Below are 21631 nucleotides of genomic sequence, written 5' to 3'. Positions count from 1 at the left end.
TACCTAACCCTTCTCTTCTTGTCGCTACCGTTCCACCTCCACCTTGATTTTATAGTTTCCCCGCCTGGTTTCGCCAAGTACCTCCAGGAGCCTTAGGCTTCCCAGACCCTCCGCCAAAAGGGTGTCCCCGGGAGCCATCTCCTCCTTGGGGGAAGCCACCTTGCCCCTTAGCCGCACCTTCCCCGCCCTCACCCCCTGGGCGAAGTAGCTGCGGGAGACCCCGAAGCCCTTAGCCCCCACGGTATCCACCCGCAAGGAAGGCACCACCAGGGTCCGCACCCGTTCGCTGGTGGCCCTTAAGGCCCCCTCCGGGGGTGGGAAAAGGGTGTAGCCCGCTTCCTCCAAGGCCCTCCTTCCCTTGGCGGACACCGCCACCAGGTAACCCTCGCCAAAGGCCTCCAAATCCCCCATGGCCTCCCCCAGATCCGGGGGTTCCTTCTCCAGGAAGACCACCTCCACCGGGTCGTGGACGGAGGGGACCTCCGGGGGATACAGCACCGCAAGCCTCCTCTCCGCCAGGGGGAACCCCCCGAAAAAGGCTACCTTAAGCCCCTCTCCCCGGGCCTTTTCCTCCAGAAGGGCCTGCTCCTCCGGGTCCAGGAAGCCGGTTTCCACCACCCGTCCCCCCCGGGCCCGCTTCAGGTAGGCCATGAGGTCCGCCATAAGGAAAGATGATACCCTAAGGGAAGTGGAAAGGCTTAAAGAAGCCATCCGCCTTCTGGTGGAGGAACTGGATCCCCTCGGAATCTACCTCTTTGGCTCCGGAGCCCAAGGCCTTTTGACCCCAGAAAGCGACCTGGATCTGGCCATCCTGGGCTCCAAGCCTTACCCTCCGGAGCACCTTTTTGCCCTGCGTGCCCCCTTGAGCCTGCTTGTGGGGCGGGAAGTGGACCTGATAGACCTTCGCCAGGCCCCCCTTCCCCTACAGGCGCAGGTGGCCGCTTTTGGCGAACCCCTGTATCGAAAGAGCCTCGAGGCGGACCGCTTCCTGGACCTCGCCCTTAAGGCCTACGCCCGCCTCAACGAGGAAAGAGCGGAAATCCTCGGGGATATTCAGAAACGGGGAAAAGTCTATGGATGAGGTCCTCCTACAAATTCGCAATGTGGCGGTGCATGACTACCAAGCCCTTTCCCTCCCCATCCTGCGCCAGATCCTGGAGGAACGGCTTCCCGACTTCCTGGAGTTCAGCGCCACCCTACTCCGCACCCTCCCGAACCACGAAGCTTAAACGGGCGCTGGCCCTCTCCTCCCCCTCCACCAAGGCCCTGACCGCCACCTTGCCCAGGCCCCGGCGGAAGAGGAGGAGCTCCCCCTCCAGGATCAGGGTATCCCCCGGCACCACGGGCTTTTTGAAGCGGGCCTCCTCCACCCCCACCAAAAAGACCAGGCCCCCGGGCTTGAAACCCGGCTGCTTGGCAATGCTGCCCACCGCCGCCTGGGCCATGGCCTCGAGGATCAGCACCCCCGGCATGATGGGGTAACCGGGAAAATGCCCCTGGAAGTGGGGTTCGTTAAAGGTCACGTTCTTCAGGGCCCGGAAGGTTTTCTCGTCGGCGTGAAGGACCCGGTCGATGAGCAAAAAGGGATAGCGATGGGGCAGGAGGGCCAGGATCTCCCCGATCTCCACGGCTCACCTCTTCAGGACGTCGTCCGAAGACAGGATGGTGTCCTCCAGCACGTGGAGCATCTCCAAGGCCTTACCCGTGCCCAAGGCCACCGCCTCAATGGGGTTTTCCGCCACCACCACGGGCACCCCCGTGGCCTCCTGCAGGGCCACATCCAGGTTCTTTAGCAGGGCACCACCCCCGGTAAGGAGGATGCCCCTCTCGTAAATATCCGAGGCCAGCTCGGGGGGCGTGGTTTCCAAAACCGCCTTCACCCCCTGGAAGATCTTGTCCAAAGGCTCCTTCAAGGCCTCGGCCACGTCCTGGGCGGGGATCTCCGCCGTGCGGGGAAGGCCGGTGATGAGGTCCCGGCCCCGCACCTCGGCCACCTCCTTCTCCTCCCCGGGAAGGATCTTGGCCCGCCCCAGCTGGATCTTGAGCTCCTCGGTGGTGCGCTCCCCGATGAGGAGGTTGTACTTTTGCCGCACGTAGCGGATGATGGCCTGATCCATCTCGTTGCCAGCGATCCTAAGGCTCTCGGAGCGCACGATACCCCCTAGGGAGATGACGGCGATGTCCGTGGAGCCTCCCCCGATGTCCACCACCATGCTACCCGTGGGCTCGGCCACGTTGATCCCCGCCCCGATGGCCGCCGCCAGGGGTTCCTCGATGAGGTAGACCTTGTGGGCCATGGCGGACACCGCCTGCACCACCGCCCGCCGCTCCACGTCCGTGACCCCGGAGGGCACCCCCACCATGACCCGCGGCCGGAAGAAGCGGCTCATGGGGGAGAGCACCTTTTGCAGAAAGAGGAGGAGCATGCGCTCCGTTAAGGCATAGTCGGCGATAACCCCATCCTTAAGGGGCCGTACCGCCACGATGTTCCCCGGGGTGCGCCCCAGCATGCGGTAGGCCTCGGCCCCCACCGCCTTCACTTCCTGCTTCCCCTGCACCACTGCGATCACGGAGGGTTCGCGCAAGACGATTCCCTTCCCCCGCACGTAAATGAGAACGCTCGCCGTCCCCAGGTCAATCCCGATGTCCTCGCCCCTCAGCATAATCGCCCCATTCTACTCAGGAAGAACCCGGTAGCGGACCCTGTGGTCCTCTACCACCGCCACTCCCCCCTCCTTCAAGTACTCCTCCACACCCGCCAGCACCGCAGCAACCCTGGGCCCGGCTACCTCTACCCGCAGGTCCGAAACCCGGAGGAGCACCACCCTTGCCGGAACCTCGCCACCCGAAAAAAGCAGGGCGGCAAAATCCAGGTCCTGGGTGAGGAGGACATACCCGTTCCTTTTACAGTAGGCAAGGATCTCCTGATCCTTTGCTCGTAAATCACCCAGCTCACTCCAGTGAAAGGCCTCCAGACCCTTCTTCCTTAGGTAAGGAACCCACTTAGGGCTCAAGCACACATCCACCACCACTTTCAAAGGACCACCTCTCGCCCCTCAGCGAGATAAGCGGCGAAATCCAAAGCGGCTTCCAGGTCCTCCCGTTCCAGGTAAGGAAACTCCTGAAGTATTTCCTCGGGCGTCTGGTGCTTGAGGAGTTGCAGGAGCGTGGCCACGGGAAAGCGCATACCCCGGATGCAGGGCCGCCCCCCCATGACCTCCGGGTCCACGGTGATGCGCTCACGCCAGTCCATGTCACTTAGCGTACTCCACCGCCCGGGTCTCCCGCACCACGGTCACCTGCACCTGGCCCGGATAGTTCATCTCCCGCTCGATGCGGTTAGCGATTTCCCGGGCCAGAAGGGTAGCCCTGGCGTCCGTGATCTTGTCGGGCTTGACGATGACCCTCACCTCCCTCCCCGCCTGCACGGCAAAGGCGGTTTCCACCCCGGGGAAGGAAAGGGCGATGCGCTCCAGGGCCTCGAGGCGCTGCAGATACTCCTCCAGGCTCTCCCGCCTGGCCCCGGGCCGGGCGGCGGAAAGGGCGTCGGCGGCCGCCACCAAAACCGCATACACGGTTTCCGCATTCTCGGGATCGTGGTGGTGGGCGATGCCATCTATGACCTCCGCGGGTTCCCCGAAGCGGCGGGCCAGGGCGATGCCGATCTCCACGTGGCTTCCCTCCACCTCCCGGTCCACGCTCTTGCCGATGTCGTGAAGGAGCCCCGCCCGCCGGGCCAAGGCGGCATCCAGGCCCAGCTCCGCGGCCATGATCCCAGAAAGGTGGGCCACCTGCACCGAGTGCTTGAGGACGTTCTGCCCGTAGCTGGAGCGGAAGTGGAGCCGGCCGAGAAGCTGGATGAGGCCAGGCTTTAACCCCACCACCCCAGCCTCGAGGGCAGCTTCCTCGCCCCGCTCGTAGATGAAGGTTTTCATCTCCTGCTTGGCCTTCTCCACCACCTCCTCGATCCGGCTGGGATGGATACGCCCATCCTTGAGGAGTTCCTCCAGGGCCATGCGGGCGATTTCCCGGCGGATGGGGTTGAAGGAGGAAAGGAGCACTGCCTCCGGGGTGTCGTCGATGATGAGGTCTACCCCCGTCAAGGCCTCAAAGGTGCGGATATTCCGCCCCTCCCGTCCGATGATCCTGCCCTTCATGGCATCGGAGGGAATGGGCACCACGGAAACCGCCAGCTGGGCGGCGGTTTCCGAGGCCTGGCGCTGCATGGCCTGGGCCAGGATCTTCTGGGCTTCCTTGCGGGCCTCGAGGCGCGCTCTTTCCAAGGCTGCCCGCACCCTCTGGGCCTTCTCCTCCTCCAGCTCCCGGTCCAGCCTCTCCAGGATGAGGCGCCGGGCTTCCTCCGGGGAGAGGCCTGCCACCTCATGAAGCCTCCGTTCCACCTCGCGTTCCTTCTCCTGCAGAAGGGCCTCCTGGGTCTTAAGCACCTCCTCCCGCTTGGAAAGGGCCTCCTCCAGGGCATCCAGCTTGAGGGCCCGGGCGTCCAAGGCCTCGCCCCTCTTGGATAGCCTTTCGGCCTCCCGCCGGAGCTCCTCCCGCTCCCCCTTAAGGCGCTCCCTCTCCGCCTTAAGCTCCTCCTGCAAGGCCCTAAGCCTCTCCCGCTCGGCCTTAAGCTCCTCCCGCTCGCTCCTCAGGCGCTCTTCCGCCTCCTGCAAGCGCTTTTTGGCCTCGGCCTCCAAGGCCTCCGAGCGGCGCTTAAGCTCCGCCTCCAGCTCCTGGCGCAAGACTTTGGCCCGCTCCTCGGCCTCCTGGCGCAGGGTCCTGGCCTCGGCCCGGGCGGCCTCCAGGATCTCCCTGGCTTCCTTGCGGGCCGCCTCGAGGGCCTCCCTGGCCTCCCCCCTGGCGGCCTCGAGGAGCCTTTTGGCCTCCTCCCCCGTGCGGTCCTCCCCCTTGCGCCGAAGGAACAGGGCCCCCAAGAGGACCAAGACCAGGAGGAGAAGCCCCAGGTCCAAAAGGGTCAGGGTCATCTACTCCTCCCCTTCCTCGCTTCCCGCGAGCACCACTTCGTGGGCCCTCTCCAGCACCTTGGCCCGGATCTCCTCCAGAAGCTCGGGCCGCTCCCGCAGGTAGTCCGCCGCCTTCTCCTTCCCCTGACCCAGGCGGATCTCCCCGTAGGAGAACCAGCTTCCCGCCTTCTCGATCACGTTGGCCGCCACGGCCACGTTCACCAGGTCCATGACCGGGTCCAGGCCCCTGCCGAAGTAGATCTCCAGCTCCGCCTCACGGAAGGGTGGGGCCAGCTTGTTCTTCACCACCTTCACCTTGACCTTGATCCCCACCGCCTCGTTCCCCACCTTGATGGGCTGGCCGCTTTTGCGCACATCCAGGCGCACGCTGGAGTAGAACTTAAGGGCCCGGCCGCCGGGGGTGGTCTCGGGGTTGCCGTACATCACCCCCACCTTCTCCCGCACCTGGTTGATGAAGATGGCGGCGGTGTTGCTCTTGGAAAGGACCGCGGTGAGCTTGCGCAGGGCCTGGCTCATGAGCCTGGCCTGCAAGCCCACGTGCTGGTCCCCCATCTCCCCCTCGATCTCCGCCTTGGGCACCAAAGCGGCCACCGAGTCCACCACGATGACATCCACCGCCCCCGAGCGGGCGAGAAGCTCCACGATCTCCAGGGCCTGCTCCCCGGTGTCGGGCTGGGACACCAGGAGGTCCTCCACCTTGACCCCCAGCTTCTGGGCGTAGAGGGGGTCCAGGGCATGCTCCGCATCCACGAAGGCCGCCACACCCCCCTGCTTCTGGGCCTGGGCGATGATGGTGAGGGCCAAGGTGGTCTTCCCCCCGGACTCGGGGCCGTAGATCTCGATCACCCTTCCCCGGGGAATGCCCCCGATCCCCAAGGCCAGGTCCAGGCCCAAGGAACCCGTGGGGATCACATCCACCTGGAGCTTGGGCATCTCCCCCAGGCGCATGACCGCACCCTTGCCGAACTCCTTCTCAATGGTCTTGAGAGCGTTTTCCAGCGCTTTCCTCTTGTTCTCGTCCATGGTCACCTCGCAAAGGGAACTTTTCCAAAATGGTATAGACGGGCCCCTTGGGCTTAAGCTCCGAGCGCACCAGGGCGAACTCCGTCACCGGCCACTCCACGCCGAAGACCACCGGGGGCACCCGGGGGGCAGGAGCCTTGCGCCGGGCCAGGGTGATGTGGGGCTTGAAGGGCTTATCCCCGCCTGCCAGAAGCGCCTCCTCCCCCAGGAGTTCCCGCACCCCTTCCCGAAGCCCTTCCGCCAAAGGGGCAAACCCCTCCCCTTCCGCCTTGGCGAACCAGACCCTGGGGGTGCCCTCGTTGGGGAAGTAACCCGTGCCCCGGATGCGGGCGGTGAAGGGAGGATGGAGCCGGCCCAGCCGGTGGCCCAGGGCCAAAAGGTCCTCCAGGTCCTCCTCCGGCCTTTCCCCCAGGAAGAGAAGGGTAAGGTGGAGCTGGTGGGGAACCACCTCCTTCCACCCCTTGTAGCGGGCCACCCGCTCCTGAGCCTCCACCAAGGCCCGCTTCACCTCTTCAGGAAGGAAGATCGCGTAGAAGAGCCTCATGTTAGGAGCAAGGCCAAGGCGGCATAAACGCTTCGGAGCCGCACCACCTCTCGGTCCCCGGGGAAGCGGTAGCGGCGCACCTCCGTCCCCTTAGGCCCCGCCAGGGCCACGAAGACCGTGCCCACGGGCTCGCCCTCCAAGGGGTCCGGTCCCGCCACCCCCGTGGTGGAAAGGGCGTAGGTGGAACCGAAAAGCACCCGGGCGGCCTCCGCCATGGCCTTGGCCGTTTCGGCGGAGACCGTCTTGGCGAGGAGTTCCTCCGGCACACCGAAGCGGGCCTTGGCCCCTACGGAATAGGATACCACGCCCCCCAAATAGAAGCGGCTCGCCCCCGGCACCCGGGTGATCTCCGCCCCGAGAAGCCCCCCGGTGAGGCTTTCCATGGTGGCAAGGGTGGCCCCTTCCAGCTCCAGGCGGCGCTTCACCGCCTCGGCCAGGGTGAGGTCCCCCTCGCCCCAGATCTCCTTAAAAAGCCGCTTCCTGATCCTTTCCGTAAGGTCGGCCACCCGATCCTCCCGGCCCCGGATCACCACCTCCACCCCCTGGAGCTTGGGGTAGGTGCCCACCTCCACCTCCGCCTCCCGCTGGAAGAGCTCCCCGAGCCTTTCCACGATCTCCGACTCCCCGATGCCCCAGGTCTTCAGCACCCGCTTGGCGTAGGGGCGGCGGGGGAGGTTCAGCTTGGGCAACACCTCCTCCCACATGGGCCGCCACTCAGGGGGAGGCCCGGGCAGGAGGATCAGGTCTTTCCCCTCCTTCCGCACCCACCAGCCGGGAGCGGTGCCCCTGGGGTTTTTAAGCCAGGTGGCCGAAGGGATCCTCAAGGCCTGCTTGCGGTTGGCCTCGGGCATGCTCCGCCCCCGGGCCCGGAAGATGGCCTCAATCTCCGAAAGCATCTCCTCGTCCAACACCAAGGGCTCCCCCAAGGCCTCGGCCACCGCCTCCCGGGTCACGTCGTCGGGGGTGGGGCCCAGGCCCCCGGAAAGCACCAAAAGCCTCGCCCGCTCCCAGGCCTGGCCCACCTCCCGGGCCAAGGGGAGGGGCTCGTCCACCACCCTGAGGGTCCTTTCCACCTTGAGGGCGTAGGCCTCGAGGCTCCTGGCGATCTCCGCCGTGTTGGTGTCCAGGGTCTCCCCGTAGATGAGCTCCGTGCCTACCCCGATGATCTCCGCCCGCTCCATGCCGCCTCCTCAAAGGGCAGGGGCTCCACCCGAAAGCCGCCCCCCACCCCCCTCCACCACCGCTCCTAGGGGCACCTCCTTGCGCATCACGGCAAGGCCGAAAACCCCGAAGGGCGTTTCCATCACCCGCTTGGCCTCCCCTACCTTGCGCCCCTCCAGCAGGAGGTCAAAGGGGGCTTCCTGGGCAGGGGAAAGCCCCCTTAGGCCCACCAGGTGATGGTGCACCTCCTTCCCCTCGAGGCGGGCCATGATCTCCTGGCCCACATAACACCCCTTGCCGTAGTCCACCAGGTGGAGAAGCCCCACGCTCTGGGGAAGCTCCCCACGAATATCGGAAAGGAGCGGGAGGCCCTTAAGCAAGGTGTAAAGGGGATAAACCCCAGCGGGATGGGCCCCCTCCCCGCTTTCCGCCACTTCCTCCCGCCCATCGGCATGGAGGCGCCGGTAAAGGGGAAGTTCCAGAAGCTCCACCTGGTCAAAGACGATGTAGCGCTTCAGCCGGGCCCTTACGCCCTCCAAGGTGCCCCAGGGAGCCAGAAGAAAGCCTTCCTCGTGCACGAACACCGTGGCCACTTCCTCTATCTGCCCCCGGTGGTTGAGGAACAGGGCCCCCACGGGCCCGGAAAGCCTTCTGAGGTCCCGGGTAGCCTGGCCTTGAAGGAAGGAAAGGGCGTCGGGCCCCCGCACCAGCAAAAGGCCAGGAAAGGCAAAGTACCCCTCGCCCGCCAAAGCCTTTTCCAGGGCCTCCTCCATCCCCTCCATTATTGACTAAAGGGTCAGTTAGGGGAAGAATAACGGACGTGCGCTTTTTCTGGGGCTCCTTCCTGGCGCTTTTCCTCGTGGGGGTGATCGTGGCCCTGCCCGGGGCGGCCCTGCCCGTTTGGCGGGGGCGCTACGGGGTGGGAGAGGAGGTTTCCTGGTTCTTCACCGCCCTTCTCCTGGGCCTCCTCCTGGGGGTGCGCCTGGCCCAGGGGGATAAACGTCACCCCCTTTTTCCCGCCGCCATGGGGCTTGCGGGCTTGGCCCTATGGGGGGTGGCCCTGGCTCCTTCCTTCCCCTTGGTGGTGGCCCTGGCCTTCCTCCTCGGGCTCGGGGAAGGGTTGATGAACGTGCACGGCAACAGCCTGGTGGGAGAGCTTTACCCCAGGAAACGGGTGGAACTCCTGAACCGGGTGAACGTGGCCTTCGGCCTAGGGGCGGTCTTCACCCCCTTCGCCCTCACCCTGTTACCCTACGGCGCCGTGTTGTTTCTGGCGGGTCTCCTGGCCTGGATAGGGGCCCTTCTCCTCTGGGAAGCCCCTCAGGTAACCCAGGTGCCCAAGGAGCAAGGGCGGGGGCTTTGGCCCTTCCTCCTGGCCGTGGCCATCTACACCGGTCTGGAGGGAGCCCTGGTCACCTGGAACCGGGTCTGGCTGGAACACCTGGGCCACCCCACCCCTATGGGAGGGGTGCTGCTCTCCCTGTACTGGCTCTTTCTGGCCCTGGGCCGCCTTTTCCTGGCCAAACCGGTGGCGCAAAAGCCCCTGGCTGCCCTGAGGAGCCTCCTCCTCGGAGTCCTCGCCCTCCTTTTTCTCAACCTCCTGCCCCCCACCGCCCTCCTTTTTCCCTTGGCTGGCTTTCTCCTGGGTCCCCTCTTTTCCACCCTTTTTGCCCTGGTGCAGGCCCGCTTCGGCCACCGAGCCCTGGGGGGTTTGCTTTATGCGGGCGCCACGGGAAGCACCTTGATCCCGGCCCTCTTTGCCCTTTTGCCCACACCCGGCATCCCCTATGGGCTTCTCGGCCTGGCCCTGGGCCTTTTCCTGATGGTTTCCAGCTTGGAGCGGAGGGCCGTCCATGCTTAAGGCCCTTCTCTTCGATCTGGACGGCACCTTGGCCGACACCGACCCCCTGCACCTTCTGGCCTGGCGGGAGGTCTTGGCGCCCTATGGCCTCGAGGTGAACGAGGACTTCTACCGAAAGCGCATCTCCGGCCGCCTTAACCCCGAGATCGTCAAGGACCTTTTAGGGTTGGAGGGAGAGGAAGCCCGAAGGCTCATCGAGGCCAAGGAAGCCCGCTTCCGAGAGCTGGCCCTGAACCTCAAGCCCATGCCCGGCCTTGAGGAGCTTCTGGAAAAGGCCCGGGCCAGGGGCCTCACCTGGGGGGTGGTCACCAACGCTCCCCGGGAGAACGCCCGCCATGTGTTGAAGGCCCTGGGTTTGAACCCGCCCCTTCTGGTCCTGGCGGAGGAGGTGGGCCGGGGCAAGCCCGACCCCTTGCCCTACCGGGTGGCCCTAAGGCACCTGGGCCTCACCCCCCGGGAGGCCCTGGCCTTTGAGGACTCGCCCTCCGGGGTGAGGAGCGCCGTGGGGGCGGGGATACCCACCTACGCCCTGCTCACGGGGCACAAGGAGGAAGCCCTCCTCGAGGCGGGAGCCTGGGGGGTCCTCCAGGACTTCAGGAAGGCCATGGAGCTACTCTAGGGTATACCGCCGAAAGGCCCCCTCGTCAAACCGCGCCTCCACCAGGTCCTCCCAGTAAAGCCACCCCTGGCGGAAGGTGGGGAAGTCCAGGAACCCCCCTTCCGCCTTGAGGTGGAAGGCCAGCTCGTTGGGTTCGGTAACCCCCTGTTGGAAAGCCAGAAGCGCCGACTGGTAGGCGCCAAAGGAGCTCTGCGCCTGGCTTCCCACCATGGCCCTTTTGCCCTCTTCCCGGGCTAAGGCCAGCATCTCCAGCGTCCAGGTGACCCCGGTGCGGGCGGGCTTCAGGTTCAGGATGTCAAAGGTGTCCAGAAGAAGCTCCCGGCGAAGGTCCTTGGGGGTCATGGCCGAGTCGTCGGCGATTAGGGGGAGGATTTTCTTCTCCCTTAGCTTCCTCCTGGCCTCCACCTCCTCAACGGGCAGGGGCTCTTCCACGTAGAGGAGGCCCATTTCCTTCCAGGCTAGGAGGTAGCGCTCGGCCTCCTTGGGGGAAAGGGTTTCGTTGGCGTCGGCGTAAAGCTCGGCGTCGGGGAGGGCTTCCCTAAGGCGGCCGATCTTCCGGCCATCCTCCTCCAGGTCCCGGCCCACCTTCACCTTGAAGACCCGCACCCCCGCCTCGTAGGCCATGCGGGCATCTAAAAGCATCTCCTCCTCCGAGGCCATGCCCAGAATGTAGGAAACCCGCACCCGGTGCTTGGCGGGCTTCAATACCTGATAAAGCTCCTCCCCCTCGCTTCTCGCCCAAGCCTCCCAAAGGGCGAGGTCCAGGGCTCCTTTAAGGCCCAGGTTGCAGGGAAAAGACTCCAGCACCGCCCGAATGGCTTCCTGGTCGTCCGCCTCGAGGCCCAAAAGCCGGGGCTTCAGATACTCCAGCCCCGCCCGCACGCTTCCCAGGGTTTCCCCGTAGATGGTGGGGCGGATGGCCACCTCCGCCTGGCCCAGGGAGCCATCGCTGAGCTCCACCTGCAAAAGGGCATGCTCCAGGGCCGCCATCTCCGAGGCCTTACCCCAGCGCAAAGGAGCCCTTAAGGGGATGCGGAAAGGAACCAGCCTGAGGTCGCGGATGGTCGCCATGAGGCCATTTTAGAGGCCAAGCCGCCTGAGGAAGCCCCTAACCGCCTCCACCTCCTCCTCGAGGGAAAGCCTCTCCGTGTCCAGGATGAGGGCCCGGGGGTGGTCCTCAAGGAGGCGCAAGGGGCCCAGGGGATTGTAGTTTCTCTTCTCCTCGGCCACGATTTTGAGCTTGGCCAAGACCTCTTCCCAGGGAGCCAGGGCCAGGGCCTCCTCCAGCTCCCCTGGGGAAAGAACCCCTTCCGCCAACGCCCTTAGCTCCGCCCTCTCCTCCGGGCGAAGCTCCACCCGGTCAAAGGCATCCTGGCGGGAAAGTAGCCTTTTAAGCCGGGTGGCCTCCCGGGCGTGAAGGACCACGAAAAGCGCTTTGGGCAGATGCTCCAACGCATAGGCCACCTCCGCCTCCCCCCTAAGCCCGTCGAAGAGAAGGGGGAAGCGGGGCTCCACAAACCCCCGGGCCAGGACCTCCGCCACCCCTCCCGGGAACTCCTCCCGGAAGCGCCGAGTCAGGCGAAAGCGCTCCTCCCGGGGAATGGGGAGGTTGACCCCGTAGCGGGGAAGGACGTAAAGGTCCACCAGCTCCCTGCGGTCAGGAAGCCGGGAAAAGCCCAAGGCCTCCACCAAAGTGCTCTTCCCCACCCCGGTGAGGCCCACCAGGATGAGGAGGGGGTGGTCCTTTACGGGAACTAGGTTGGGACGGGGCTCGAGGGAGAAGGTTGCAGGGAAGGTAAAGGCCATGGGGGAATTGTAAGCTAAGCCAGGTTTGCTGTACAATCTAAGCGCAGAGCTCCCTCGCGTACACCGAGTTAACGCCGAGCCTCAACGAAGGAGGTGAGGTTATGAGGAAACTCCTCGGCCTTGTAGGCTTGGGAATTCTCGGCCTAGTGCTGGTGGCGTGCCCGCAACAACCAGCCCCGCAAGCCAATGCCACCCCCCAGGAAACAAGCCAAAACCTCCAAGCCTTAAGTACCGAAATACAACAAGTGATCCAAGAGCTTGAAGACGCCCTGCAAGGGCTCCGTCCCCAGCAGCTTTCCATCCAGAATCTGAACCTTAACACCCTACAAGCCCTCCCAGACCTACGCCTGGAAAGCCTTTTTTCTATACGGCCTCAAGATGTTGTGCCCCTGGCCACCCAGTTCTTGCCTCGGGGAAAGATTGAGTGCATAGGTGGAGACTGCAATCAGGTAGGCCTCTCTGACGACCTTGAAATTCGCTTCAAGCAACAAACCACCGACCCCTGGAACAAGGCTTTAGCGGACTGGGATGCACTCAACGGGGGAACGCCTTCTCCGACCGTGGAAACCCATCAGCCCCACGATACGCAGAACATTCTGGAAGCCCCTACCAAGGCCTTCTTTGCCGTGGATTTTGGCGAGAATGGATCCAACGAAGGAGAAGCCACTTTCACCGCCAGCTGGCGACCTAGCACCTGCCTTAATGGAAAGTACCTCCTAGAACCGGTAAGCCTTAGCCTCCAGGGCTTTCTGAACCACCCCACCAGCAGCCAGCGCCTGGTGGACTTGGCTACTCTTAGTCTCACCACCAGCTCCACCCGTTTGGGGCTGGAGTGGAACCTCAGCCTCCTGGTCCAAGGAAATGACAGTGCCCTCCACACCCAGGGCCAGGTGGTGGTGAACGGCTCCACCACGCCGGGTATCTGCGGTAGTCTGCTGGAAAACTTCAACCCCTCCTCCGGGGAAGTTTCCCTAGACCTCAGCACCCCCACCAAATCCCTCCACCTTGAATTCCGGGTCACGCAGGTGGAGGAAAACCCCATGCGCATCCACATCCAAAACGGGCTCCTGCGGGTAGACAGCAAGGTGGTCACCTTTGAGGGCATCCTGGACGACCAAAACAACAACTGCGTCCCCGGGGAAAATCTAACCTTGCACTTTGCTGGCGGTCAAGCCATGAGCCTGGAAGACTTCCTGACCCAGTACATGGGTGCCCAGCCCTGCAATCAGCCATAAGCCTTTACTGCCCCGATGCCCTCGGCTTGAAGCCGGGGGCTTTTGCTAGGATAGGGGGGATATGAAGCGTCTAGTCGCCCCTTTCCTCCTGGCCCTCAGCCTGGCCCTGGCCCAGATGCCCGCTTATCCGGAGAACACCCTGGGGATCGGGTACGCCCCCGATAAGGGCGTCTACCTACAGGGAAGCACCCTCCTGCCCTTTAGCCCCTTGGGGATCGACACGGGGCTGGACCTGCAGGCCCTCCTTTCGCAAAACCCGGAGGTCTTTGCCCTCTTCAAGGCCAACCTCTTCCCGGGCCTGGTCCTGGCGGACCTCTACACCTCCGTGGGCCTGGGCCTGGACCTGCGGTATCCCTTTGGAGCGCACCTGGGACCGGTGGTGAGCCTCGAGGTGCCAGGAGGAGCCCTTTCCGCCTACGGGGGACTCGGCTACCAAAGCGGGTTCCACCTGGCCTGGGGAGCCGGGTTCAGGCTCTACCTGGAACCCCTGGCCCTGGAGGTTTCCGCCTCCGACCGGTATCCCTTCCTGCTGAGCTTTCTTTACCTCTGGTAACCCGTGCGGCGCCTTCCCCTTTTCCTCTTCTCCCTTCCCGCCCTCCTCACCCTGGGGGTGTTCATCCTCTACCCCTTTTTGGATGTGATTCGCTTTTCCACCTGGGACTGGTCGGGGCTTTCCGAGCCCAAGCCGGTGGGGCTCAAAAACTACCGGGATCTTTTCCAAGACCCCGCCTTCTGGGGAAGCCTCTGGGTGACCCTGAAGTTCATGCTCCTGGCCCTGCCCCTTTTCGTGGGGCTTTCCATCGCCCTGGCGGTGGCTTTGGAAGGGGCACCCTACGAGCGCTTTGCCAAAAGCCTTCTCTTCCTGCCCGGGCTCGTCACCCTGGGTGGGGCCACCCTGAGCTGGTACACCCTCTTCACCCCCGAGTACGGGGCCTTAGCCCAGTTCCTGACCATCCCCCCTTGGGACCGGGAGGGGTTTTGGGCCTTGGTCATGGTGGTCCTCTTCACCCTGTGGCGGCACCTGGGGTATGGGGTCCTGGTGGCCTCGGCCCGGCTTAAGGCCATCCCCAAATCCCTTCTGGAGGCCGCCTATGTGGACGGGGCAGGGCCCTTGGAAGCCCTCCGCTACATAGTTCTTCCCCTCATGCGCCCGGCGGTGGCCTTTTTGGTGGTGGTGGGCACCATCCTCTCCTTGCAGTCCTACTCGGCGGTCTTCCTCCTCACCCGGGGCGGGCCCTACGGGGCCACCCGGGTCCTAGGCTACTACCTCTATGAGTCGGGGTTTGAGAACTTCCGGCTGGGGTATGCCGCCGCGGTCACCGTGGTCATCCTCCTCCTCACCCTCCTCTTCGCCTACGCCCAGCTTAGGCTTCTGCGTCACGGGGAGGAATAGCGGTGTAGGCGGAGGTCCTCGAGGTGGGCCTCGAAGCTGGTGTTGAGGAAAAGCTCCCCCTTGGCGTGGAAGAAGTAGAGGTAAGGGCGCCCCTTGGGGTCGGTGCGCACGGGATTGAGCACGGCAAGGAGGGCCTCCCGCCCCGGGTTGCCGATGGGCCCCGGGGGAAGCCCGGCGTAGCGGTAGGTGTTGTAGGGGGAATCATGGGCGAAGTCCCCCGCCTTCCGGGAAAGCTCGGGAAGCCTTTTGCCCAGGGCGTAGGCCACGGTGGGATCCGCCTGGAGGGGCATGCCCCTTTCCAGCCGGTTCAGGAAAACCCCGGCGATGTAGGGCATCTCCTTCTGGCTCCCCGCCTCCGCCTGGACGATGGAGGCCAGGGTCACCCAGGCGTGAACGGAAAGCCTCCGCTCCTCCAAAAGGCGCCTCACCGGGGGCGTGAGCTCGGCCTCGAAGCGGCGTAGGAGGGCCCGCACCACCTCCTCGGGGGCAACCAGGAGGTCAAAGGTGTAGGTGGCGGGGAAGAGGTAACCCTCCAGGGACCTGCCCTCCACGTACGGGGGGCGCAGGGCCCCGGGCTCCTGGACAATCCTTAAAAAACCATCTCCATCCAGGCCCGCCTGGGAAAGCCTTTTGGCGTAGTCCACCGCCCTTTCCCCCTCGGGGAAGGTGAGGGTGACCGTGAGGGGCTTCTCTCCTCCCGTGAGGGCCCTGGCCAGGCGGAAGGCCCCATCCCCCTTTAGGCGGTAGACCCCAGGGACCAGCCTCCTGGCCTGGCCGGAGAAGCGCAGGTAGGCGGAAAAGAGGTACCCGGAGCGCAAAAGCCCGGCCTCCTCCAGGATCCTGGCCACCTCCTGCCCCGTGGCCCCCCGGGGAATGCGCACCGTGGCCTCTTTTCCCGTGGGGCCCAAAAGCCAGAGGGCGTAGAAGAGGAGAAGGGCGAAGGTGACGAAAAGGGCCACCACCCCCCGCCACAGCCAGCGCCTAGAGCCTTCCCGCAAGGTAGCCCTCCAAGAGGATCACCGCGCTCATCTCGTCCAACCGGCCCTTCTCCCGGCGGATCCGTTTGGGGGCGTGTTTCAGGCGCCGGGCTGCCGCCTGGGTGGTGTAGCGCTCGTCCACAAGCTCCACCTCCACCCCCTTGGCCCTAAGCGCCTCCACCAGGGGAAGGACCCTCTGGGCCTGGGCGCTTTCCTTGAGGTCGGTGCGCAAGGGAAGGCCCACCAGAAGCTTTCCCAACCCCTCCCGGCGCACGAAGTCCAGGAGGGCGGCCACGTCCTCTTCCAGGCTCCTCCGCACCAGGTAACCCCGGCCGAAGGCGAAGGGGCTTCCTTCCTCCCCCACCGCCAGGCCGATCCTGGCCTCTCCCACGTCAAGCGCGCCCAGACGCATACTGCACGCTGCGATCCGCCAAGACCACCCCCAGGTAGAGCAGGGCAACCCCCATGGCCCTTCCCGTCTCCTCGAGGCCCACCACCCCAAAGCGGTTTAAAGTGCTGGTGGAGGCCAACACCAAAGCCGCCAGGAAGATGAGGGCCGTGCCCCGGGCCCTAAGGGGGTTCTTTCTCCAGAAGAGGAGGGTGGTGTAAAGGGCCACCCCGGCCAGCAGCACCGTGCCCATGAGGTTAAAGGGAATGGTCCAAAGCCTGGGCGAGGTGAGGCTCGGCTCGGGAAAGGCTTTGCCCGACGGGGCATAAGGCGCAGGGAGCTGGGAAAAGTCCAAAGGGGCTGAGACCACCAGATAAAACCCATAGAGGATAAAGGGCAGGAGCACCCAAAGAAGCCCCCGGGCCGCCTTGGGGTTCAAAAGGGCCAGGCTTCCCAGGCCCAAAAAGGTGACCCCGTGCATGGCCCCGGTGAGGTACCAAAGCCGATAGAGGAAGGGGTTCCAGGCACCCAGGAGCTTGGACAGAAACTCGGCGGAAACCGCCAGGGCGAAGAGAAGAAGGCCCAGGGAGTAGAGGGCGTTGTGAAGGGAGGGACGCCCCCGGTACCGCCCAAAGGTGGGGCCGAAAAGGGCCCAGGAAAGGGCCACCGCCACCAGGCTCAGCAACATGGCCATGGGCTCATTTTACCGGGGAGGGTGTCCCCTGCCAGGCACCCCGGCAAGGCCAGGGGCCTCCCTCAAGGAAGCAGGTCGGGAAGGGCCGCCCGGGCCTTTTCCGGGGAAAGCCCTGCCCCCTGGGCTAGGGCTCCCTTCCCACCCCCCCGGCCTCCCGCCCGCTCCGCAAGGGCCCGGAAAAGGGCCCCTGCCTCAAGGCCCCTTTCCTGGGCCTTTGGGGAAAGCTTCAGCACCGCCTGCCCCCCGCTCAGGACCAGGGCCACATCCGCTCCCCTCTGCACCAGATCGTCCGCCGCCTGGCGCAAGGCGGCCATATCCACCCCGGAAAGCTCCAGCACCCCGTAGCGCAGGCCCCCCTTCTCCGAAAAGGCGACCTCCTTCTTAAGCTCCGCCTGCACCAGGCGCGCCTTAAGGCTTTCCACCTCCTTTTCCTTGGCCTTGAGCTCCTGCAAGAGCCTCTCCAGCCGCTCCTCCAGGTTAGCCTCCCCCACGGAAAACCTCTCGGCCAAAGCCCTCATGCGGTTCAAAGCCCCGCGGGCGAAGCGCACCGCCCATTCCCCGGCCACCGCCTCGAGGCGCCTCACCCCGGCGGAAACCGCCTCCTCCTTCTGGATGAGGAAGGCCCCGATCTCCCCCGTGCGCCGCACGTGGGTGCCCCCGCAAAGCTCCTTGGACTCCACCCCAGGCAGGGGGCTTCCCTCCACCCGCACCACCCGCACCACCTCCCCGTACTTCTCCCCGAAGAGGGCCATGGCCCCTTCCCGCTTGGCCTCCTCCAGGGGCAGGTAGCGCCAGGTGACGGGGAAATCCGCCAGGATCCAGCGGTTCACCAAAAGCTCAATCCGCTCCAGCTCCTCCTGGGTCAGGGGCTCGGGGTGGGTGAAGTCAAAGCGCAGGCGGTCCGGGGCCACCAGACTCCCCGCCTGGCGCACATGGGGGCCCAGCACCGCCCTCAAAGCGGCGTGGAGGAGGTGGGTGGCGGTGTGGTGGCGCTCCGTGTCCCGGCGGGCGGGGTCCACCACCGCCCGCACCCTTTCTCCCACCCGGAGGGTGCCCTCCTCCACCTTGGCCCGGTGCAGGAAGATCCCCCTTTCCGTCTTGAGGGTGGTTTCCACCCTGGCCCGGCCCGAGGGCCATTCCAGGTGGCCGAAGTCCCCAATCTGTCCCCCCCCTTCCGCGTAGAAGGGAGTCCGGTCCAAGACCACCTGGACCTCGGTCCCGGGGCCCGCCTCCTCCAGGCTTTGGTCCCCCGCCAGAAGGGCCAAGACCGTGCCCTCCGCCTCCAGGGTCCCGTAGCCCAAGAACTCCGTGGCCCCCCGTTCCGCGTAGAGTTCCTCCAGCACCTGGGCGCTCTTCTTGAAGATCTCCCGCTCAAAGGCCATGGCCGCCCGGGAACGCTCCTGCTGCTCCTCCATGGCCCTTTTGAAGCCCTCGGTGTCCACCCCAAAACCCCTTTCCGCGGCGATCTCCACCGTGAGGTCCAGGGGGAAACCGTAGGTGTCGTAGAGGCGGAAGGCCTCCGCCCCCGGAAGCACCTCCCCGGGCCTAAGGCCCGAAAGCAGGGTGTCCAGCCGCCTCAAGCCCCCTTCCAGGGTTTCCAGGAAGCGCTCCTCCTCGAGGCGGATCTGCTTCTCCACCGCGGGAAGGTTCTCCCGCATCTCCGGGTAGAAGTCCCCAAGAAGCTCCGCCACCACCGGGGCCAGGCGGTGAAGGAAGGGTTCCTCCAGGCCTAAAAGGTAACCGTGGCGGAGGGCCCGGCGAAGCAACCTGCGGATCACGTAGCCCCGGCCGGTGTTGGAGAAGGTCACCCCGTCGGCCAAGGCCGCTACCACCGCCCGGATGTGGTCGGCGATGACCCGGTGGCTCACCGAAGCCTTCCCCTCGTAGGGCTTACCGCTAAAGAGGGCCACCCTTTCGATGATGGGGTAGAAGGTGTCCGTACGGTAGAAGTCCTCCACATCCTGCAAAATGGCCGCCACCCGGTACAGGCCCATGCCGGTGTCGATGTTCTTCTGGGGCAGGGGCTTGAGGATCCCGGGGCCGGGGATGGGGCCTTGGCGGTCGTACTGGGTGAAGACCAGGTTCCAGATCTCCACGAACCGGTCCCCGCTTCCCGTGTTGGGGCCGGTTTCGTCCGGGGTGCCGAAGGCCGGGCCCCGGTCGTAGAAGATCTCCGAGCAAGGGCCCGAGGGCCCATTGGGCCCGTGGGTGATGGCCCCGCCCGGCCAGTAGTTCTCGTCCTCGCCGAAGCGGCCGATCTTTTCCTCAGGCACCCCCACCAGGTCCCGCCAGATGGCGTAGGCCTCGTCGTCGTCCTCGTAGACCGTGACCCAGAGCCGATCCGGGTCCAGGCCCAGCCACTTGGGGTCGGTGAGGAACTCCCAGGCCCAGAGGATGGCCTCCTTCTTGAAGTAGTCGCCGAAGGAGAAGTTGCCCAGCATCTCGAAGAAGGTGTTGTGCCGGGCGGTTCTCCCCACGTTTTCTATGTCCCCCACCCTGAGGCACTTCTGGCAGGTGGTGATCCTTCGCCACTCCTTGCCCCCGAAGATGGGCTTGGCCCCCAGGAAGTAGGGCTTTAGGGGAGCCATGCCCGCCGAGGTGAAGAGGAGCGAAGGGTCGTTCTCGGGGATGAGGCTGAAGGAGGGGAGGCGCAGGTGCCCTTTGCCCTCAAAAAAAGACAGGTACTTCTCCCGGATCTCCGCCGTGCGCATGCCTTTGATTATAGGGGCTCAACGCGCTGGCCTTCACCCTTTTGACGTCAAAACCTCATGCCGTCAAAATGGTGGCATGGCCAGGCGCAAGACCACCCTGTACCTGGAGGAAGAGGTGCTCCGGGCCGCCAAGGTGCGGGCGGCAAGCCTGGGTCTAAGGGAGTCGGAGCTGGTGGAGCGGGCCTTGCGCCACTACCTGGGCCTGGAACGCCTCGAGGCCCTTCTGGCTAAAGGCCCCCTCTCCGAGGAAGAGGCCCTGAGGCTGGCCTACCAGGAGCTCCACGCCTCCCGGGGATGATCCGCGCGGTCCTTGACCCAGGGGTGCTGGTGGCGGCTCTCCTTTCCTCCCAGGGGGCCCCGGCGCAACTTTTGCGCCTCTTGGTGAAAGGGCACTTCCAGCTCGTCCTCTCCCCCAAGCTTCTTGAGGAAGCCGAACAGGTCCTAAAAAGACCCAAGTTCCGGGACTACGTGAGCCTCGAGGAGGTCCAGGACTACCTGGCCTTCCTGGTCCGCTGGGGGGAGGTGGTCCCCGACCCCCCGGAAACCCCCGGCCTCTCGCCGGATCCCGGGGACGATTACCTGGTGGCCTTGGCCCGGGCCTCGAGGGCCAGGGTCTTGGTATCGGGGGACCGACACCTGCTCGGGCTTGCCCACCCGGAACCCCCGGTGCTGTCGCCTAGGGCCTTCTTGGAGCTGCTGGAATCCTTGGATCCTTAAGGGTAAGCTTGGACCATGACGGTCCAGATGCGCCGCTACCGGATCAAGGAAGGGACCAGGGAGGCTTTTCAGAAGGTGTTCTTGGAGGTCATCGTTCCCTTGCGCCAGGCCACGGGTTTCCAGGTCCTGGGGGCCTACTGGATCGGGGAGCGGGAGTTTTTGTGGTTCGTGGGCCACGAGAACTTTCAGGAGGCGGAAAAGGCCTACTACCAGCACCCCGAGCGCAAGAAGGTGGACCCCAGCCAGTTCCTGGAGGAAATAGAAACCCGCTTCGTGGAAAGACTCATCTAGAAGGCCATCCCCGGTGTTTGGCCCTCTGTGGGCCCCGGCACGTTCGCTTTCCGCACCAGGAATAAGCTTGAGAAGATGGAAATCCTTTCCATGGTCCTCCGTAACCTCCTGGCCCGCCCCGTGCGCAGCCTCCTCACCCTCCTGGGGGTGCTCATCGCCACCACCAGCATGGTCCTCTTCCTCTCCTTCGGGGAAGGCTTAAGGCGCTCCCTGGCCCAGGAGCTCGCCCGGGTGGGCCCCGCCATCCAGCTGGTCCCCGAGGGCATGGAGGGCCTGGGGTTTTCCGGCTACCCCGAGATCACCCCCGAGGAGTACCGGCGGGCGGTGGCAGCGGGGAAGGAGCTGGGGGTGAGGAGCATCATCCCCACCCTCTTCCTGGCCCGGGGAGGGTTTGACCCCCAAACGAGCTTCTTTTTCCAGGGCCTCCCGCAAGGCGTGGCCCCCGACCTCCTCTACCCCGGGGTGAAGGTCCGGGAAGGCCGGCTTCTGCCCTCGGCCAAGGGAGCCATCGTGGGGGCCAAGGTGGCCAAGCGGAGCCAGCTTTCCTTAGGAAGCCCCCTCAGGCTTTCCCCCAGGGTAGAGCTACGGGTGGAGGGCATCCTGGAGGAAAGCGGGGGGCTTGCCGACAACCTCATCTTCGTTCCGCTAAAGCCCTTGCAGGAGGTCTTGGGCACGCAAAACTACACCGCGCTTCTCGTGGCCCTGAACCCCGGGCAGAAGGCGGAGGAGGTGGCCCGGGCCCTCGAGGCCAGCCTCCCCGGCCTCAAGGCCCAGACCACGGGGGACGTGATGCGCTTTGCGGAAAGGGCCTTGCGCATCAGCGACCTAGTGCGCTTCGGCATCAGCCTGGTGGCCCTGGTGGTGGGGGGGCTTCTGGTGGCCAACACGGTGATGATGTCCGTGTACGAGCGCACCCGGGAGTTCGGGGTCATGCGCGCCCTCGGGGCCAAGCGGGGCTTCATCTTCCGGCTGGTGGTGCTGGAGGCCCTCCTCCTCTCCTCCTTGGGGGGGCTACTGGGCCTCCTCCTGGGAAGCGCGGTTTCCCAGGCCATCAACCTCTACACCCTGGAGCAGGTGGGCCTGGCCCTTTCCGCCGTCACCCCCAGGCTTTCCCTTTTCGCCCTTCTGGTGGCCCTGGGGCTTGGGCTTTCCGCGGGGATCCTTCCCGCCTACCACGCCAGCCGGATTCCCGTGGTGGAGGCTTTGGGGAGGGTGTGAGACTGCCT

26 protein-coding genes and 1 pseudogene are annotated in these 21631 nt (G+C 65.2%); 11 read left to right on the top strand and 16 right to left on the bottom strand.

Annotated features, from left to right (window positions below):
• Positions 1-24 precede the first annotated feature (24 nt).
• The gene (locus TNMX_RS01660; RefSeq protein WP_038028803.1) at positions 25-663 is read right to left on the bottom strand and encodes an RNA-binding protein; all 639 of its coding nucleotides are present in this window, start codon (positions 661-663) and stop codon (positions 25-27) included.
• 25 nt (positions 664-688) lie between these two features.
• Here TNMX_RS01660 and TNMX_RS01655 point away from each other — a divergent pair, with 25 nt between their 5' ends.
• Both TNMX_RS01655 and TNMX_RS12760 read left to right on the top strand, forming a co-directional pair.
• On the top strand, positions 689-1081 hold the full coding sequence (locus tag TNMX_RS01655) for a nucleotidyltransferase domain-containing protein (RefSeq protein WP_019551632.1): 393 nt from the start codon (positions 689-691) through the stop codon (positions 1079-1081).
• Entirely contained in the window at positions 1074-1229 is a 156-nt protein-coding gene (locus tag TNMX_RS12760; protein ID WP_019551633.1) for a HepT-like ribonuclease domain-containing protein, read from the top strand. The genes TNMX_RS01655 and TNMX_RS12760 overlap by 8 nt, the downstream gene beginning before the upstream one ends.
• Here the strand turns inward: TNMX_RS12760 and fabZ are convergent.
• The 9 genes and pseudogenes from fabZ to TNMX_RS01610 all read right to left on the bottom strand — a co-directional run bounded on the left by fabZ (position 1197) and on the right by TNMX_RS01610 (position 8486).
• A complete protein-coding gene (gene fabZ, locus TNMX_RS01650) occupies positions 1197-1628 on the bottom strand; it encodes a 3-hydroxyacyl-ACP dehydratase FabZ (RefSeq protein WP_019551634.1) in 432 nt (143 codons plus the stop codon). The two genes, TNMX_RS12760 and fabZ, sit on opposite strands and share 33 nt — an antisense overlap.
• 3 nt (positions 1629-1631) lie before the next feature.
• Complete coding sequence (locus TNMX_RS01645) at positions 1632-2663, bottom strand: rod shape-determining protein (RefSeq protein WP_038028799.1); 1032 nt, start codon at positions 2661-2663, stop codon at positions 1632-1634.
• A gap of 12 nt (positions 2664-2675) precedes the next feature.
• Entirely contained in the window at positions 2676-3026 is a 351-nt protein-coding gene (locus tag TNMX_RS01640; RefSeq protein ID WP_256378163.1) for a DUF5615 family PIN-like protein, read from the bottom strand.
• An 8-nt stretch (positions 3027-3034) separates the two neighbouring features.
• Positions 3035-3253, bottom strand: coding sequence for a DUF433 domain-containing protein (locus TNMX_RS01635; protein ID WP_028494041.1), 219 nt, complete (start codon positions 3251-3253; stop codon positions 3035-3037).
• Between the two features lies 1 nt (position 3254).
• On the bottom strand, positions 3255-4979 hold the full coding sequence (gene rny, locus TNMX_RS01630) for a ribonuclease Y (RefSeq protein WP_038028823.1): 1725 nt from the start codon (positions 4977-4979) through the stop codon (positions 3255-3257).
• 6 nt (positions 4980-4985) lie between these two features.
• Complete coding sequence (recA, locus tag TNMX_RS01625; protein ID WP_015716335.1) at positions 4986-6008, bottom strand: recombinase RecA; 1023 nt, start codon at positions 6006-6008, stop codon at positions 4986-4988.
• The gene (gene thpR / locus TNMX_RS01620) at positions 5959-6552 is read right to left on the bottom strand and encodes an RNA 2',3'-cyclic phosphodiesterase (RefSeq protein WP_015716334.1); all 594 of its coding nucleotides are present in this window, start codon (positions 6550-6552) and stop codon (positions 5959-5961) included. The genes recA and thpR overlap by 50 nt, the downstream gene beginning before the upstream one ends.
• Positions 6549-7733 (bottom strand): CinA family nicotinamide mononucleotide deamidase-related protein, encoded by a 1185-nt coding sequence (locus tag TNMX_RS01615; protein ID WP_015716333.1) that lies wholly within the window; start codon positions 7731-7733, stop codon positions 6549-6551. The genes thpR and TNMX_RS01615 overlap by 4 nt, the downstream gene beginning before the upstream one ends.
• Positions 7706-8486, bottom strand: a pseudogene (locus TNMX_RS01610) (glycine cleavage system protein T). The gene TNMX_RS01615 and the pseudogene TNMX_RS01610 overlap by 28 nt, the downstream one beginning before the upstream one ends.
• 38 nt (positions 8487-8524) lie before the next feature.
• On the opposite strand from TNMX_RS01610, the gene TNMX_RS01605 reads away from it, so the two are divergent.
• Positions 8525-9574, top strand: a complete 1050-nt coding sequence (locus TNMX_RS01605; protein ID WP_038028822.1) for a sugar MFS transporter — start codon at positions 8525-8527, stop codon at positions 9572-9574.
• Complete coding sequence (locus TNMX_RS01600; RefSeq protein WP_015716330.1) at positions 9567-10193, top strand: HAD family phosphatase; 627 nt, start codon at positions 9567-9569, stop codon at positions 10191-10193. Before TNMX_RS01605 ends, TNMX_RS01600 begins: the two co-directional genes overlap by 8 nt.
• Here the strand turns inward: TNMX_RS01600 and TNMX_RS01595 are convergent.
• Positions 10185-11264, bottom strand: coding sequence for an enolase C-terminal domain-like protein (locus TNMX_RS01595; protein ID WP_038028796.1), 1080 nt, complete (start codon positions 11262-11264; stop codon positions 10185-10187). The two genes, TNMX_RS01600 and TNMX_RS01595, sit on opposite strands and share 9 nt — an antisense overlap.
• A 9-nt stretch (positions 11265-11273) precedes the next feature.
• Positions 11274-11999 carry a hypothetical protein gene (locus TNMX_RS01590; RefSeq protein WP_038028794.1) on the bottom strand — a complete coding sequence of 242 codons (726 nt, stop codon included), beginning with the start codon at positions 11997-11999 and terminating at the stop codon, positions 11274-11276.
• 101 nt (positions 12000-12100) lie between these two features.
• On the opposite strand from TNMX_RS01590, the gene TNMX_RS01585 reads away from it, so the two are divergent.
• The 3 genes from TNMX_RS01585 (at position 12101) to TNMX_RS01575 (ending at position 14627) form a co-directional block, all read left to right on the top strand.
• On the top strand, positions 12101-13234 hold the full coding sequence (locus TNMX_RS01585; RefSeq protein WP_015716327.1) for a hypothetical protein: 1134 nt from the start codon (positions 12101-12103) through the stop codon (positions 13232-13234).
• 61 nt (positions 13235-13295) lie between these two features.
• Complete coding sequence (locus TNMX_RS01580; protein WP_038028789.1) at positions 13296-13787, top strand: hypothetical protein; 492 nt, start codon at positions 13296-13298, stop codon at positions 13785-13787.
• Between the two features lie 3 nt (positions 13788-13790).
• Positions 13791-14627 (top strand): carbohydrate ABC transporter permease, encoded by an 837-nt coding sequence (locus TNMX_RS01575; protein ID WP_038028787.1) that lies wholly within the window; start codon positions 13791-13793, stop codon positions 14625-14627.
• Here TNMX_RS01575 and mltG read toward each other — a convergent pair.
• From mltG to alaS, 4 genes are all read right to left on the bottom strand, one after another.
• Complete coding sequence (mltG, locus tag TNMX_RS01570) at positions 14612-15625, bottom strand: endolytic transglycosylase MltG (RefSeq protein WP_038028785.1); 1014 nt, start codon at positions 15623-15625, stop codon at positions 14612-14614. The genes TNMX_RS01575 and mltG overlap by 16 nt on opposite strands.
• Positions 15609-16016, bottom strand: a complete 408-nt coding sequence (ruvX, locus tag TNMX_RS01565) for a Holliday junction resolvase RuvX (RefSeq protein WP_038028783.1) — start codon at positions 16014-16016, stop codon at positions 15609-15611. The genes mltG and ruvX overlap by 17 nt, the downstream gene beginning before the upstream one ends.
• On the bottom strand, positions 15997-16680 hold the full coding sequence (locus tag TNMX_RS01560) for a hypothetical protein (protein WP_038028811.1): 684 nt from the start codon (positions 16678-16680) through the stop codon (positions 15997-15999). Before TNMX_RS01560 ends, ruvX begins: the two co-directional genes overlap by 20 nt.
• A gap of 68 nt (positions 16681-16748) precedes the next feature.
• Positions 16749-19397 carry an alanine--tRNA ligase gene (alaS, locus tag TNMX_RS01555; RefSeq protein WP_038028781.1) on the bottom strand — a complete coding sequence of 883 codons (2649 nt, stop codon included), beginning with the start codon at positions 19395-19397 and terminating at the stop codon, positions 16749-16751.
• Positions 19398-19473: 76 nt separating this feature from the next.
• Between alaS and TNMX_RS13515 the strand changes: the two genes are divergently transcribed.
• From TNMX_RS13515 to TNMX_RS01535, 4 genes are all read left to right on the top strand, one after another.
• Entirely contained in the window at positions 19474-19695 is a 222-nt protein-coding gene (locus tag TNMX_RS13515) for a hypothetical protein (protein WP_015716320.1), read from the top strand.
• A complete protein-coding gene (locus TNMX_RS01545) occupies positions 19692-20114 on the top strand; it encodes a putative toxin-antitoxin system toxin component, PIN family (RefSeq protein ID WP_038028779.1) in 423 nt (140 codons plus the stop codon). Before TNMX_RS13515 ends, TNMX_RS01545 begins: the two co-directional genes overlap by 4 nt.
• A gap of 15 nt (positions 20115-20129) precedes the next feature.
• Positions 20130-20405: an NIPSNAP family protein gene (locus tag TNMX_RS01540; protein ID WP_038028777.1), complete on the top strand. Its 276-nt coding sequence runs from the start codon at positions 20130-20132 to the stop codon at positions 20403-20405.
• 75 nt (positions 20406-20480) lie between these two features.
• Positions 20481-21623 carry an ABC transporter permease gene (locus TNMX_RS01535; protein WP_015716317.1) on the top strand — a complete coding sequence of 381 codons (1143 nt, stop codon included), beginning with the start codon at positions 20481-20483 and terminating at the stop codon, positions 21621-21623.
• Positions 21624-21631 lie beyond the last annotated feature (8 nt).

Origin of the sequence: Thermus sp. NMX2.A1, from assembly GCF_000511705.1 — a bacterium.
GTDB lineage: Bacteria > Deinococcota > Deinococci > Deinococcales > Thermaceae > Thermus > Thermus scotoductus.
This window is presented reverse-complemented; position numbering and strand designations above follow the sequence as displayed.

Coding starts and splice junctions, on each gene's coding strand:
- TNMX_RS01595 (WP_038028796.1), bottom strand. CDS start 11,264: ATGGCGACCATCCGCGACCTCAGGCTGGTTCCTTTCCGCATCCCCTTA.
- TNMX_RS01615 (WP_015716333.1), bottom strand. CDS start 7,733: ATGGAGCGGGCGGAGATCATCGGGGTAGGCACGGAGCTCATCTACGGG.
- TNMX_RS01560 (WP_038028811.1), bottom strand. CDS start 16,680: ATGTTGCTGAGCCTGGTGGCGGTGGCCCTTTCCTGGGCCCTTTTCGGC.
- TNMX_RS01535 (WP_015716317.1), top strand. CDS start 20,481: ATGGAAATCCTTTCCATGGTCCTCCGTAACCTCCTGGCCCGCCCCGTG.
- TNMX_RS01660 (WP_038028803.1), bottom strand. CDS start 663: ATGGCGGACCTCATGGCCTACCTGAAGCGGGCCCGGGGGGGACGGGTG.
- TNMX_RS01590 (WP_038028794.1), bottom strand. CDS start 11,999: ATGGCCTTTACCTTCCCTGCAACCTTCTCCCTCGAGCCCCGTCCCAAC.
- TNMX_RS01580 (WP_038028789.1), top strand. CDS start 13,296: ATGAAGCGTCTAGTCGCCCCTTTCCTCCTGGCCCTCAGCCTGGCCCTG.
- TNMX_RS01600 (WP_015716330.1), top strand. CDS start 9,567: ATGCTTAAGGCCCTTCTCTTCGATCTGGACGGCACCTTGGCCGACACC.
- TNMX_RS13515 (WP_015716320.1), top strand. CDS start 19,474: ATGGCCAGGCGCAAGACCACCCTGTACCTGGAGGAAGAGGTGCTCCGG.
- TNMX_RS01635 (WP_028494041.1), bottom strand. CDS start 3,253: ATGGACTGGCGTGAGCGCATCACCGTGGACCCGGAGGTCATGGGGGGG.
- TNMX_RS01645 (WP_038028799.1), bottom strand. CDS start 2,663: ATGCTGAGGGGCGAGGACATCGGGATTGACCTGGGGACGGCGAGCGTT.
- TNMX_RS01540 (WP_038028777.1), top strand. CDS start 20,130: ATGACGGTCCAGATGCGCCGCTACCGGATCAAGGAAGGGACCAGGGAG.
- alaS (WP_038028781.1), bottom strand. CDS start 19,397: ATGCGCACGGCGGAGATCCGGGAGAAGTACCTGTCTTTTTTTGAGGGC.
- TNMX_RS01545 (WP_038028779.1), top strand. CDS start 19,692: ATGATCCGCGCGGTCCTTGACCCAGGGGTGCTGGTGGCGGCTCTCCTT.
- TNMX_RS12760 (WP_019551633.1), top strand. CDS start 1,074: ATGGATGAGGTCCTCCTACAAATTCGCAATGTGGCGGTGCATGACTAC.
- ruvX (WP_038028783.1), bottom strand. CDS start 16,016: ATGCGTCTGGGCGCGCTTGACGTGGGAGAGGCCAGGATCGGCCTGGCG.
- TNMX_RS01585 (WP_015716327.1), top strand. CDS start 12,101: ATGAGGAAACTCCTCGGCCTTGTAGGCTTGGGAATTCTCGGCCTAGTG.
- recA (WP_015716335.1), bottom strand. CDS start 6,008: ATGGACGAGAACAAGAGGAAAGCGCTGGAAAACGCTCTCAAGACCATT.
- thpR (WP_015716334.1), bottom strand. CDS start 6,552: ATGAGGCTCTTCTACGCGATCTTCCTTCCTGAAGAGGTGAAGCGGGCC.